The sequence below is a fragment of the Serratia sp. CC22-02 genome, assembly GCF_900182895.1.
In the GTDB taxonomy this organism is placed as follows: Bacteria; Pseudomonadota; Gammaproteobacteria; order Enterobacterales; family Enterobacteriaceae; genus Serratia; species Serratia nevei.
Map to the genome: position 1 here is coordinate 929,578 of NZ_FXUD01000001.1, position 13,731 is coordinate 943,308.

Here is a 13,731-nt window from a genome sequence, read left to right on the forward strand (position 1 = left end):
CTCGTTAGTTTTTGCTTTGCATCCCGACTTTTTTCAAATCGACGCCGGTCTCGGACAGTGACGCGCCGGTGTAGCTGATGGACACCCCCGTCGTGCTGGTGCTGCTGCCGGTATTGCTGACGCTGCTGCCGGTATTGCTGACGCTGCTGCCGGTGCTGCTGACGCTGCTGCCGGTGGTGCCGACGCTGCTGCCGGTGGTGCTCACGCTGCTGCCGGTGGTGCTGATGCTGCAGCCGGTGGTGCTGGTCGAGGAACCGGTGGTGCTGATACTGCAGCCGGTGGTGCTGGTCGATGAGCCGGTGGTGCTCACGCTCACGCCGGTAAAGCTGGTGCTGCTGCCGGTCTGGCTGGTGCTGACCGTGGTATAGCTGTTGCTCTCGCCGGTCATGCTGTTGCTGATGCTGGTGAAGGAGTTACTTTCGCCGGTCATCGAGTTGGAGACGCCGGTGCAGCTGGTGCTCTGCCCGGTAAATGACGTGCTCAACCCGGTGAACGACGTGCTGACGCCGGTAAACGACGTGCTCACGCCGGTGAACGAGGTGCTGACGCCGGTAAACGAGGTGCTGACCCCGGTGGCGCTAAGACTGACGCCGGTCAGTGAGGCGCTGACGCCGGTGATCGACGCGTTAAATCCGGTAATGCTGAAGACATAATCCTTGTAAGAAACGTGGTTGGTGAACCAGTCCGTAAAGGTGCGGCGGATGATGTCGAACTTGTCCATCCCCACCTCGGTGGCCTGGTTGCGCTCGACCGTGGTTTGCAGATCGCGTTCGGCGTGCAGCATGACGCGTTCGTTGTTGCGGTTGTCGTCGAAGGTCAGCTGGCTGGCATGCTGCGGTTTGCCGAAGCGCAGCGAGCGCGACACCATCCCCGAGTAGTTGATGTATTCAGGCAGTTGATAAGGCGGCGGGTTATCGCCGTTATAAACGATACCTGTCACCATCGGGCGATCGAGATCGCCGTCGACATAGGTCACCAACACTTCCTGGCCGACGCGCGGCATGGCGATCACGCCCCAGCCTTTCCCCGCCCAGGCCTGCACCACGCGGATCCAGCACGAGCTGTCTTCCTCGGTGGTTTTGTAGCGATCCCAGTGGAAGTGCACGCGAATGCGCGCAAACTTGTCGGTATGCACTTCGGAATTGGGCGCGCCGACCACGGTGGCGCTCTGGATGCCCGGCATCTGCGGCTTGGGCGTCTCGCGCAGCGGGCGGAACGCCACGTCGTCGTTCAACGCGTTGAAACGGCAGGTCACGTTGCGGCCGTCGCTGCTGCTGTCGGGGCCATCTTGCACGAACACATAGTCGCAGCGGGTCAGTTTGAAGCGGCGGTTGCGGTTGGCGTCCGGGTGCAAAATCAAGGAGAAGTCCTTGCCGGCCATCAACCCGACGGCGTTGCTCTCGCCAAACAGCAGGTGGCCGTCGCTTTGCATTTCTTCCAGGCGCAAACGCGCCAGATTCTCGCCGCGTTCAGTATCCACATAGCCCGCCGCGTAGTCGTACCACTCCAGCGGCGTGTTCTGCAGGCCGAGGCGGCTCTCTTCCACCTTGGTTTGCAGGTTCTTGCGCGGGTTCTGGAAGTCGAAGTCGCGCAGCACGATTTCATTCGGACGCACTTTGCGGGAACGCTGGATGCGCTGGATCCCTTCGCGGATGGCGCGGTTTTCTTCGCTGTCCGGCATGAACGGCAACACGGCGTAACCGAAATCCAGATCGTCGAAATCCTGCCGGTCGGTGATCACCAGCGTGTGCTTATCCTCGGCGTGATCGAAGTAATACCAGATGCCTTCGTCTTCCAGCAGGCGGCTGATAAACGCAAAATCCGTTTCGGAAAATTGCACGCAATACTCACGCGTCGGATAGGTGCCTTGAATATCCAGACGGTAGTCGGCAAAGCCATAGCGAGAGAAGATTTGCTCGATGATATCGAGCACGTTCAGATCCTGGAAAATACGGCTGTTGCGGTTCTGCATCAAAAACCACAGCCAGGTGCTCAGCTCCAGTTTGTACACGAACTTATCCTGATGCTGCCCCGCATCGGACGCGCCGATCACGTAAGCATAGAAAGGCCGCGAGCCGAAATCCGGCCTTTCTATCTGGATGCGGATCCCTTCACCCAGCAAGGATTCATAATCCACGTCCGCCTGTTCGCATTCGAATTCGAGCGAATATTGCGAGTTGCTCGACAACCCTTCTTGGGTGGTGAAGCTGAGTGGAAACGCATTTAATTCGGCTAACACCGGGTTATCAATTTCGATTAAAGGCATAACAACCTCTCTGATCCGATATCGAACCCCGCCCCGCGTTTGCGGGCCGGCGGTAAATTAAAAATCAGTCGAAATAAACACTTAAGCTATCGTTCTCGACCATGAGTTGGATATTTTGCAGTTCCTGTCCCGTCCGTTTGCGCTGCAGCACTTCATTGCTGATCGGCGGCAAGATCGCCTGCTGCAGCAGCGACTCGACCGCTCTTCCGCGCGATGGATGGGCGCTGATGCGTTTGGCGATCCAGCCTGGGATGTCGCCCTCCAGCACCAGCGACACGCCCACTTCTTTGTGCAAACGCTGCTGTAAACGTGAAATCTGTTTGGTGGCGATATGGGTTATCGCTTCGGTGGAAAGCGGCACGTAAGGAATGACGTTCATGCGCGCCAACAGCGCCGCCGGGAAAAAGCGCGCCAAGACGTCGTGCAGCATCGGGCGCAGCGCCTCGGTTTTCAGCTCCGGCGTTTCCGCCAGCGTCGCTTCTATTTCGCCGGCGCCGATGTTGCTGGTCATCAAAATAAAGCACTGGCGGAAGCTGATCATGCGGCCCTCGCCGTCCTCCATCACGCCCTTGTCGAAGACTTGATAGAACGCTTCATGGATATCGGGATGCGCCTTGTCGAATTCGTCGAGCAGCACGATGGAATAGGGTTTGCGCCGCACCGCCTCCGTCAATTTGCCGCCCTTGCCATAGCCGACATAGCCCGGCGGCGCCCCCTTCAGCGTGGAGACGGTGTGCGACTCTTGAAACTCGCTCATATTGAAGACGATCAGGTTATGCGCGCCGCCGTACATCGCCTCCGCCAGGGCGAACGCGGTCTCCGTTTTGCCGACGCCGCTCGGGCCGGACAGCATGAAAACGCCCAACGGCCGATCGTGCGCCTGGATGCCGGCGCGGGAGATCCTCACCGCCTGCGCGATTTCGTCGATCGCCGTCTGCTGGCCGAAAATCTGGCGACTCAGCAGTTGGTTGAGGTTGAGCGCATTGTCCAGATCGCTTTGCAGCATGCGGCCGGTGGGGATGCCGGTCCAATCCGACAGCACCTCCGCCACGACGCGATCGTCCACCCACGGATACACCAGCGGCAGACCGCCGCCCTGCAGCTCGCCCAACTCGGTAGCCAGCTGCGGCAAACGATCCGGCGACTGCTGCTCTGCATCGAGCAAGGTGGTGACCGCCTGCTGCTCCTGCGCCTGCCGCTGACGCAGCGCATCCAGCTCTCCTTCCATCTCGCTGAGCGTCTGCTGCAATTCGCTGATGCGGGTGAGCGCCAGATCGTCGAATTTGCTTTCTTCCTGCAGGCCGTGCATTTCGGTACGCTTCACCGCCAGCCCGGCCTCGAGCGACTCGATTTTTTCAGGCTGCGCATGTTGGCTCAGCGCCACCCGCGCGCAGGCGGTGTCCAGCAGGCTGATGGCCTTGTCCGGCAGCTGCCGCGACGGCAGATGGCGCAGCGACAAGTGCACCGCCGCCTGCAGCGCCGACTCGCGGATCTTGACGCTGTGGTGCTGCGCAAAATGCGGGGCGATGGCGCGCATCATGTTCACCGCATTCTCTTCGTCCGGCTCTGAAACCAGCACGTACTGGAAACGGCGCGTCAGCGCGGCATCCGGCTCGATGAACTGTTTGTATTCCGACCAGGTGGTCGCCGCCACCATGCGCAGCGCGCCCCTGGCCAGCATCGGTTTCAACAGGTTGACGGCGTCGCCGGTGCCGGCCTGCCCGCCGGCGCCCACCAGCGTATGCGCCTCGTCGCAGAACAAAATCACCGGCACGGCCGAATGCGCAATGGCGTCGATCAGCGCTTTCAGGCGCGATTCGAATTCGCCCCGCATGCTCGCCCCGGCCTGCATGCGCCCCAGATCCAAAGACAGCAGCCGGGCGCCCTGCAGCAGCGGCGGCACCTGCCCTTGGGCTATCTTGCAGGCCAGCGCTTCCGCCACGGCCGTTTTGCCGACCCCGGCTTCGCCCACCAAAATCGGGTTGTTCTGCCGACGGCGCAGCAAAATGTCGATCACCTGGCGCAGCTCCGCTTCGCGGCCAATCACCGGGTCAATTTCACCGTCGCGCGCCTGACGAGTCAGGTCCGCACACCATTTATCGAGTATCTCGACCGTCTCGGGCGCATCCGGCGCCTCGCCGAGCGCGCCGTAGCTTTCTTCTTCCTCCTCCTCGTGTTCGACAGACTCCGCCAGAATCGCCGGGTAGTCGTCGAACAGCTGCGGGATCGGCAGTTTTTTAAACTCTTCGCTCAGCCGGTACAGGCTGCGCTGCAGCGTGGGATCCTGCAGAATGCCGACCAGGATATGGATGGTGCGCACGCCGCCGGACGGCGTTTCGGCGAGCTGGCTCATCAGCAGCCCTCTTTCCACCACCGTTTCCAACTGCGTCGACAGATCCACCACCGCATTCGTCCGGTTTGGCAAGGTATGGAGAATGCGATCCAACGCATCGCTTACGCGCTGAATATTGATCGCGTAGTGCGCCAGGATCAGCGGCAAATCGCCGCGTTCTTTGTCCACCAGGACTTTCAGCCAGTGTTCAAGCTCCACGTATTCGTGCCTGAAGGTCCGGCACAGCTTGGTGGCTTCAACGAAGGACTGATAAGCAAAGTGGCCCAATCGCGAAAAAAGACGTTCTCGTTGATACACCTTAAATTTCCTTATATTAAGTTGTTGATTGATAAACCAGCTGCCTAAACGTCCCTGTCTTAGGTTTCAGCCAGCTGTCTTTACTCAGCGACTTGCCGCCCAGCTGCGCCGCCATGCCCGGCTCCGTGGCGATCAGCAGGCTGACGTCCAACATCAGCTGATGGCTCGTGAAGTCATGGCAGATGCTCACCAGCGCCTGCAGCCGCCGGCTGCCGCGCTGATACTGCTGATAATGCGGGGCCCCCAGCGGCCCGATTTGAATATGCGCGCCGTACTGGGCATCGAAAAAGCGGCTACCGATGCGCGTGCTCCCTAGCTTGCCCAGCTTTTGGCTGCCGTTTTTTTTGCCGTCGTCGATCCATTTGGCGTAGCGCGGCGTAATTTCGATGGGAACGGCGAAGTAGGCCGCCAGCATCTTGTTAAGCTGGCGCAGCGAGCGGCGGCCCGGCAGATAAATGCCGGGGTAGGCTTCGCGCAGGCTCTGGATATGCGGGTTCACGGCCAACGTGGTGTCGACGCCCACCGTCTGCCGCAGATGATGCAAGAACGGGTTTTTGTCATCGTCATGGTCATGCCCGATCATCGCCTTCAGCTGCGCCCAGGCCCGGTAATGCAGTACGGCGAAGCGCTGGCTGACGATGCCGACGAACTGCTGGAACGCCTGATTACGCCTGGCGATGACTTCGGTGCGCGCATGCTCGGTCACATGGATCGGCAGCGGGCCGTAAGGGGCGAACATGCCGAAATGCCGCGCCTGAATCAGCACCTGCGTAGGGCGTTGTACGATGGAGGCGATTTCACGCGAGGCAAAGCCCATATCCGCCGGCTGAGTGATGCAGAGCCTTTCGCGGCTGCGATCGTTGGAGACGCCGAGCCGCGGCGCATCCGGCTGCGCACGCTCGATGCGCCGCAACAGCTCGAAGAAATCCTGCCGATTGGACAGCCCGCGGATTTCGGCCTGGCCCACGCTTTCGCCTTGGGCCCCCGGCGCCGGCGCCTGTTCCAATGACAGCGCCGTTTCGCGCATCAGCGACATATCAGCCATAGTAGAGCGCCCCCCAGTCGGCGTGGGTTTCCCCATCCAGCAACAGCTTCATGCTCAACGTTTGGTTCAGATCGCCGTATTGGCTCAGCGCGTGGTGCAATATTTTGCCGAACAGATAGGCGCCGTGATCGGCATGATGGTTGGCGCTTAGGTTGACGGCGATCTCGGCCCCGCGGATCCAGGCCAGCGGCCCCGGCCCCTGATTGCGTTCGAAGTGGTGCTCCACCCAGGCGTTTTTGATGCTGGCGATGCGTTTGCGCTGGCTGGAGTCATCCTGATGGCAGAACAACGACAGCCAGTCGCGCAACAGCGCCGAGCAATCCTGCACGTCAGGGCGCGCATGGCGCAAAGGATTGGAGGCCAGCATCTGGATCGCTTGCCACGCCTGGCTGATGTTCGGCACCGCGACAGGGTTGCTCGGATAGCGGACGATCTCCACCTGGTGGATCGGCATCGCCGTTTCCAGCTGAAAATGCGGTTGCTGCAGGTGCGCAGGCACCAGATGCCGTTCGCAGACCAGCGCCTCGACGCTTAGCGACGTGATGTCATCGATGTCGATGCCGCTTTTGCCCGGCGAAATGGCGATAAAGGTATCTTCGTTGGGCAGGTGCGGGTTGTTGTATTTGGATGGGGACGGTTCCCGGCGGCGGTGTAACGTATAGCCGGCCGGCTCCCGCTCGCAGTCGTAGTGCACGTCGGCCTGCAGCGAAGAGAAAATCACCGGGTTGCCGTCGGGCAGCATGCCCTTCACCTGTTTGACGCTATGAATCTCATACAGCGAGGTGTTCAAACGATCGACCACCAGCTGATGCTCCGTGCGCTCTCCCGTCAGCAGCACCGGCGAGCAATGGCGGCGATACAGGTTGATGACCGGGGTCGCGAAAAGATGAAAATCCCTGGCGTTGACGCGACCGATCAGCGTTAGCGGGCGTTGCTCAAGCGCGAACAAAATCTCGAATTCATGGACGCGTTCACATTGGCGCAGAAAGTCCCGCACGCCATGCAGCTCCAGGCTGAAGAAGCGGCTCGGCGCCGCAAAGTACTCGCGCATCAGGCGGTTGCCGGGCAATTCCCCCACCGCGGTGGGCAACAGCGCCTCTTCGTCGCCGACGCCGCCCAGACGCAGGCTTTCCGGTTGCAAGACTTTGATGACCGGCCGATCGTCGTTTTTCGCCCATAGCACGATGCGCAAGGTGCGATTAAGCAGCGCGGCCATCAGCTGGTTGGCCCGCACCGTATCTTCCGCCAACGTCAGGTGCAACGGCTCGAGATCCAGTTCCGAGACGGGCAACACGCCGTGCGTGGTCAGGCCGATTCTGACGTAGGCCGAACAGTCTTGCATATGCCTGGCGGCGCCGTCGGGCAAATGGTGAGGCGGCAGGATTTCGCATTCCGCCAGCGCAATCTCAACGGGCTGCACTTTAATATGCCGCGCCGTGGTGAACGTGGCGGGTTTGTTGTTCAGCGAGATATCGTTCAGGGTCATTCGGCTCCCGCGCGGCAGGTCGACCTGGCTATGCCACTGGGGAAAAGAGAGATCGGGCTTAATCGCGACGGTGGCGATCGCGGGAACCGGCGTGTACCACAAGGGCGCCAGGCGCGAAAGCATTTGCAAGGCGAATTCTGGCTGCTCGTTGTTCAGCTTTTCCTGGATGCGGGTGCAAAGAAAAGCAGAGCCCTCCAACAGGCGCTCGACGAAAGGATCCAGCACGCCGTCGATATGCATGCCTAAATGCTGAGCGACCTGGGGATGCGAAGAGGCGAACTGACGGCCGGCCTCGCGAAAATAACGCAGCTCATCATTATATAATTGGAGAAAACGCTCACTGAACATAGTCACCTCTATTAATCAAATACGTGTACGGCGCCACAGGAATAATCAAGAGCTATGCGCAAATTCACCAGCATTTCGTCACCCGGTAATGAACAGGTGCCATAGATATCGAATAAGATCGCCAATACATACGATTGACGCTCATTCACTACCGGCACCACGCGAATCGTTTTCGGATCCAGCCGTGGCTCAAAAGACGTAATGATTCTTTGTATATGTCTCGCCAGCGTTAGCGGATCGGTATTAATCGGTATTCGTTGGCTCAGCGACGGCAGGCCATAATTCAATACCGAGCTTTCGCTGTGCGCATAATCGTGAAGTTTTAAATCTGCGCTGCGCGATGCGTCATTCAATAAGAATTCGATATCGCGCACCAGGACGCGCCGCCAATTATCGGCGCTGCCGCTTTGACTTCTCACGCTGAGCTTATCGAATAGCATGGGTAATGACGCTTTCATTTAACACCTCGCGGTAATGAGTGTGTCTGCCCGCAAGATCTGCGGGCAGACGGCCTGCAATAAGTGTTACGACATCAATGATCAGATGCGGGCGTTAAGCTTGAGGTCATACCCCGTCTTAATCACCGCACCCATGGAGCCATCGTTGTTTTGCTCTTTGTACTCAACTTCGATACGTGCGAAATTCAGCTTGATAACATCGGTGGGCAGCACGGTATCGATTTCAGTACCGATGGTGGAGTTCAGCGGCATATTACCCACGGTCTTGAATGAGGAAACCAGGCAGTTACTGAAGGTCACGGCAATAAAATCTTGCTGACCCTGGCCTGATTTACGGCAAACAAGTTTTGCCTGAGGAATATGCTCGCCGGTGGCGCACATCAGAAACAGCTTCGGCGAAGCCTTATTGCTCACCATACGGAATTCAAAGTCTTTCATTTCGACTTTGCCGGAACCACCGCCGCTGCCGAATCCCCAGCGCCCGGCATTTTCCTCCGCCCATTGCCAGGCTTGCAGCTGAATCCATCCCGGATAAGTTTGGTCAGGGGATTCACCGTCAACACCTTCAATCTTCAAAAAATAGTCTACTAAAGCTTTAGTGCTCATTTTTGTCTCCTTGACTGATAGGTCCTACTACGTTAATTGAAATGTCTACTCAGATAAGTCGTTATATTGCCTACGCAATCATTGAAATAGCGACAATGGGAACCCATTAGCCATTAATAAATAGCCATGACGCAGAGAATAACGCCGCTAAATTTCAATGAAATATCAATTCTCACCCACGCCATTTAATAATTAACGTCGGCAATATCCAAACCAATGACCAGCCGTGACTTATCTGCTCCCATCTTTTTTGGCTGACGGAAGTTTTGATACCAATCGCAAGGACACGGTCATGCCTTCCAACTGGTAATGCGGGCGCAAATAGAAATGTGCGCGGTAATAACCCGGATCGTCTTCAACATCCTCAACGCGAACTTCGGCGGCGGCCAAGGGACGACGCGCTTTCGTCGCTTCCGTCGACACGGAAGGATCGCCATCCACGTAATTCATCAGCCAGTCATTCAGCCACAGCTGCATATCGTCTCTGGAACGGAAAGAACCGATTTTGTCGCGTACGATGCATTTCAAATAGTGTGCAAAGCGGCACGTGGCAAAAATGTACGGCAGCCGGGAGGAAAGCTTGGCGTTGGCCGTCGCATCCGGATCTTCATATTTCGCCGGGGCATGCATGGTGCAAGAACCGATAAAGGCGGCGAAATCAGAATGTTTGCGATACACCAAAGGCAAGAACCCGGCGTCTGACAGCTCTTGCTCGCGCCGATCGGAAATGGCGACCTCCGTCGGGCACGTCAGCTCATAACCGCCCTCATCGGAAGGGAACGCGTAGGCGGGCAGTTCCTCCACCGAGCCGCCGGATTCGATGCCGCGGATTTTCGAACACCAGCCGTACTCATGGAAGGCGCGGTTGATGTTGACGCCCATCGCATACGCCGAGTTGGCCCAGGAGAAATCATCATCCATATCCGGCCTGACGGCCTCCTCGAAAGCGAACTCTTCGATCGGGTTGGTCTTCGCACCGTAAGGCAAACGCGACAGGAAACGCGGCATGGTCAGCACCAGATAACGCGAATCGTTGCTTTCGCGCAGGCGGCGCCAGGAAGCGTATTCCGGCGTGGTGAAAATCTTGCCGATATCCCGCGGGTTGCCCAATTCGTTCCACTTGCTCATCTGCAGCAGCGACGGCGAAGCGGCGGAAATAAACGGACAGTGCGAGGCGGCGGAAATTTTCGCCAGCTCCGTCAGCAGCGTCACGCTCATCGGGCTGTGATCGAACTCAAAATCGCCGATGATGCAGCCGAACGGCTCGCCACCAAACTGGCCATACTCTTGTTCATAAATTTGTTTGAACACCGGGCTTTGATCCCAGGCCGATCCTCGGTAGCGCCGCAGATTGCGCGTCAGCTCATCCTGGCTGATGTTCAATACCCGAATCTTCAGCGTTTCGCTGACGTTGGTATTGTCGACCAGATAACTCAGACCTTGCCAGGCGGACTCCAGCTTCTGGAACTCCTTATGGTGCAAGATATTGTTCATCTGCTGCGAAAGCTGCTCGTCGATCTGGGCGATCAGCGATTCAATGGTCAATACGACATCCTGGCTGACCTTGACCTTGCCCTGGTTGGCATATTCGGACAGCGTGCCGATGGCCCGACGAACCGCTTCTGAGGCCTCGTTCGTTCTGGGCCGGAACGAACGCTTGAGCAGACCGTCAAGCTCGTTTTCCGTTTCCTGCGTTTCAACTTCAGCGACCGCCGTTGCCTGCTGCTTAGCTGAATAGCGTCGTTGCCTCGCTCTCATTCCTCATCTCCTTTATTCCCGGAATCCTGCACATCCTGTTCCGCATCCGCGACCGTTTTACGTGCATCCGTCACCAAACGATGCAGAAAATCGGGCTTCTCCAGCAGATTCTTCACCACCTCTTCCGCGCTGGATTTGCCATCCATATACGTGATCAGTTCCGTGAGATGTTCGCGGGCCTCCAGCAGGCGTTGCATCTGCGGAACCCGTTTGGCGATGGCGCCGGGCGAAAAATCCTCCATCGATTCAAACTCTAATTCCACGTCCAGCAGCGCATCGTCCTCACTCAAGGTATTCTCCACGTAAAATTGAAGACGAGGTTTAATGGCCCGCATGCGATCGTTGAAATTGTCCTGATCGAACGTCAGGAATTTTCGCTCTTCGATCGGCAGCAAAGGTTTTTTCCGATGCCCAGAGAGATCGGACATGACCCCCGTGACAAAAGGTAACTCTACTTTCTTTTGTGAACCGTAGAGCTCTACGTCATATTCAATTTGCACGCGGGGCGCGTTATTTTTACCGATAAATTTCTGAGAGCTTGAGTCCTTAGCCATTGGAAAACTCCTTTGTGAGAAAAATTACTTCCCGGACAATTGATTTAACGAGGCCAGAGATTCCGGCAAAAGCTCCTCAACAATCGTCGCGAAGTCCATACCGATCATTTTTTGTGAACGTCGAATAAGAATGGGGGCCGGATGGCTGGGCTCATAGTTTTGGAAATAGTCCAAAACCTGGTCCAACAGCAAGATGACATCCTGCCGGGAACGGATATATTTGCCAGGCAGGGTGGCCGGCGCCTCCGCCGCTTCCGCGTCGGCCGGCGCAGCGCCGATCTCCTCCGGCAATTCCTGCTGTTCGAGAGAGAGTAATTGGCGGCTGAAGAGCGCTAAATAGTCGCGTACCTGGCGGCAGTCCAGCCGGTAATCTTCAGCCTGCAGGTTGGCGTAGTTTTCCACGCGCTCCAGGGCGTCGATTCCCTGCGACAGCTGTTCTTTTAATGACGGCATATTTCTGCCGGCAAAATAGCTGTCAGCCTGCCCCAACACCTTCACCACTTCCGAAAAATGCAGGCTTTTGCCTTCCTGCTCGTCCATTCGCATATTGAGCAGTTCATCGGTGGTTAACGGCGTATCGGGGAAGATCTTGCTGTTTTTGATTTCGTGCAGGCAGGACGAGGTGGCGAGCCAGCCTAACGCGGCCGCATGGAAGCTGTCCGTCGCCGGCTCCATATCGGCCTGAGGGAAAATGGTGCTCCCCTCTTCGGCATATTTGCCGTCGATAGTCGTGATGCCTTGATAGACAGCCGAAAAACCATCGATATGAAGGTTAGCGCGCATAAACCACAGCACGACATGTAAATCGAAGCACTGTTCAAGTAAGGCGGCGGATTGCTCGCGAATAGCATGCCAATTGATGTCGCGTGCATTATCCACGGCATTCAGCGGATCGGTTTGGCTGTCAAATTCCGATAACGTGAATTCAATTTCACTGTATCGAGGGTCAAATTCGACGCCGTTAACTGCTGTTGAGATGACTTCATTCATGGCCTGATATCCTTTTCATCAGCACTACAAACATAAAGCCTATAAAAATGGGCTTTTACATTCGCCAGTCTTTCCCAGAGTCCTTTTAGCGTAATTAGTCGTCACCAAGCCCGCAAATTGTTTAGATGTATTAATATTAACAACAATAATAGATTAAACCTATCAATAAAAACTCAGTGATCGGTTTAAACTATTTTACATTTACATATTTATTTTTTCATTTTAAAATCAATAAGTTACAGACAATAATTATGCAAGCTAATAATAGGAAAAAAATCAAAAAATGCCCTAAAAACAACGTTTCTCCGTTGGTAGGATAATTCCAATAAAACATCAGAATACAAATAATTTAACAATCAAATGGTAACTATGGTAAATAGTGAAATTTTTTCATACAAGCATGACAGTCATTCGTTTCTTGCGATCGCGTAGCACGCAATGATCATGAGAACACGATGACAGTGTGACTTTCATTTCCAGCACTCAGTACTTACAAATGCGAAACCTGGTGTGAAAATAAACAATTTGGCGAGAGTTTTGATTATTAATTTTAAAGCTTAGGTTCTGAGTTAACATTCCGCCGTGGCGCACCTAACACGGTATTGGCGCGCAAACAGCTGGGTTGATAAAGCACATTTTTTATAGTTAACCCAGGGTAATGATCAGATTAACTTAAGATTCATCCCCCATTCACCGACGTATTCTTTTACGCCAGGCCAGCACTGAGTCAGCATCTAAAAAATCGCCGGGTTCGATAAAGTGGTATAAATAATATCATTTCACCTGCCGGCAAAATAACCACTTCAATCTTGTGACGGCGATAACCCCGTTATGGCCAGCGATCCACTCCATGCTCAAGGGATGTTTTCCTAACTGATAAGACCACTAATTTGATACTAGCAAAGCCAAAACCAATATCAAGGAAAAATATTATTTTTTTAATAAAAAATTAACAAAATAATATACAATTATTAAACAATTCAATAGCTTGAAAAATCAGTATTTCTATTATTTTTAGTCTGATAAAAATAGTTCACCAAAGTTTACAGCCGTTCATAATGCCACTCATAAAATGAGTCGAAATCTCTTCACCGTTGAATTCACATCAAAAAACAAGGAAAAAATCGGAAATAAATGCAACGGGCAACATTCCTTCCCACAGGATCAACTTTCGCAAAACAAAATAAGCAAGATAATTCCCAATAAGATGGCGAAAAAGAACCGCTAATTAGTTAGCAGTACAAAATAAAAACAAGATTAACCCTATAGGGTTATATCACACGCGCGTCGTCGATTATTATTAAGGAAAAAAACCTTATTGATCTTTATGTTGCCGCCATCCTCACACGGTGCCGCCGCCGCGACTCCGGGGGTAAAAACAGACATAAAAAGAATGTGCAGCCGCATAACCAGGTAACGCGTGAAAACGGCCCAGAGACTTTTTTCACCCTACGTTCAGCCGGTGTGAGAATGTTATTGCGGGTGAAAAAGCGGAGCGCAACCTCACCTGCCGCCTTGAACGTGCGCTCCCTGAGAGAGCCGCCGCCTTTCAACTATCCCTCCACCTCAC

Annotated in this window: 9 protein-coding genes; all 9 read right to left on the minus strand. The window is 55.2% G+C overall.

All coding sequences use genetic code 11. The features are described 5' to 3' along the window. Positions 1-4: 4 nt before the first annotated feature. Positions 5-2,266 (minus strand): type VI secretion system tip protein VgrG, encoded by a 2,262-nt coding sequence (vgrG, locus tag QOL81_RS04465; RefSeq protein ID WP_060420442.1) that lies wholly within the window; start codon positions 2,264-2,266, stop codon positions 5-7. Positions 2,267-2,330: 64 nt separating this feature from the next. Next, positions 2,331-4,916: a type VI secretion system ATPase TssH gene (gene tssH / locus QOL81_RS04470; RefSeq protein WP_060420440.1), complete on the minus strand. Its 2,586-nt coding sequence runs from the start codon at positions 4,914-4,916 to the stop codon at positions 2,331-2,333. Between the two features lie 16 nt (positions 4,917-4,932). Then, entirely contained in the window at positions 4,933-5,961 is a 1,029-nt protein-coding gene (tssG, locus tag QOL81_RS04475; RefSeq protein ID WP_060420438.1) for a type VI secretion system baseplate subunit TssG, read from the minus strand. Next, entirely contained in the window at positions 5,954-7,795 is a 1,842-nt protein-coding gene (tssF, locus tag QOL81_RS04480) for a type VI secretion system baseplate subunit TssF (protein WP_055317104.1), read from the minus strand. The genes tssG and tssF overlap by 8 nt, the downstream gene beginning before the upstream one ends. Positions 7,796-7,806: 11 nt before the next feature. Next, a complete protein-coding gene (locus tag QOL81_RS04485; RefSeq protein ID WP_038872306.1) occupies positions 7,807-8,253 on the minus strand; it encodes a type VI secretion system baseplate subunit TssE in 447 nt (148 codons plus the stop codon). An 81-nt stretch (positions 8,254-8,334) separates the two neighbouring features. Further along, positions 8,335-8,859: an Hcp family type VI secretion system effector gene (locus QOL81_RS04490; protein ID WP_004935369.1), complete on the minus strand. Its 525-nt coding sequence runs from the start codon at positions 8,857-8,859 to the stop codon at positions 8,335-8,337. Positions 8,860-9,090: 231 nt separating this feature from the next. Further along, positions 9,091-10,617 (minus strand): type VI secretion system contractile sheath large subunit, encoded by a 1,527-nt coding sequence (gene tssC, locus QOL81_RS04495; RefSeq protein ID WP_019456177.1) that lies wholly within the window; start codon positions 10,615-10,617, stop codon positions 9,091-9,093. Continuing rightward, entirely contained in the window at positions 10,614-11,171 is a 558-nt protein-coding gene (gene tssB, locus QOL81_RS04500; protein ID WP_038872309.1) for a type VI secretion system contractile sheath small subunit, read from the minus strand. Before tssB ends, tssC begins: the two co-directional genes overlap by 4 nt. A gap of 24 nt (positions 11,172-11,195) precedes the next feature. Then, the gene (locus QOL81_RS04505) at positions 11,196-12,161 is read right to left on the minus strand and encodes a type VI secretion system protein TssA (protein ID WP_060420436.1); all 966 of its coding nucleotides are present in this window, start codon (positions 12,159-12,161) and stop codon (positions 11,196-11,198) included. Positions 12,162-13,731 lie beyond the last annotated feature (1,570 nt).

Bases quoted from the DNA above. Each gene is read 5' to 3' on its own strand.
- QOL81_RS04505 (WP_060420436.1), bottom strand. From the start codon at position 12,161: ATGAATGAAGTCATCTCAACAGCAGTTAACGGCGTCGAATTTGACCCT.
- tssG (WP_060420438.1), bottom strand. From the start codon at position 5,961: ATGGCTGATATGTCGCTGATGCGCGAAACGGCGCTGTCATTGGAACAG.
- vgrG (WP_060420442.1), bottom strand. From the start codon at position 2,266: ATGCCTTTAATCGAAATTGATAACCCGGTGTTAGCCGAATTAAATGCG.
- QOL81_RS04490 (WP_004935369.1), bottom strand. From the start codon at position 8,859: ATGAGCACTAAAGCTTTAGTAGACTATTTTTTGAAGATTGAAGGTGTT.
- QOL81_RS04485 (WP_038872306.1), bottom strand. From the start codon at position 8,253: ATGAAAGCGTCATTACCCATGCTATTCGATAAGCTCAGCGTGAGAAGT.
- tssC (WP_019456177.1), bottom strand. From the start codon at position 10,617: ATGAGAGCGAGGCAACGACGCTATTCAGCTAAGCAGCAGGCAACGGCG.
- tssF (WP_055317104.1), bottom strand. From the start codon at position 7,795: ATGTTCAGTGAGCGTTTTCTCCAATTATATAATGATGAGCTGCGTTAT.
- tssB (WP_038872309.1), bottom strand. From the start codon at position 11,171: ATGGCTAAGGACTCAAGCTCTCAGAAATTTATCGGTAAAAATAACGCG.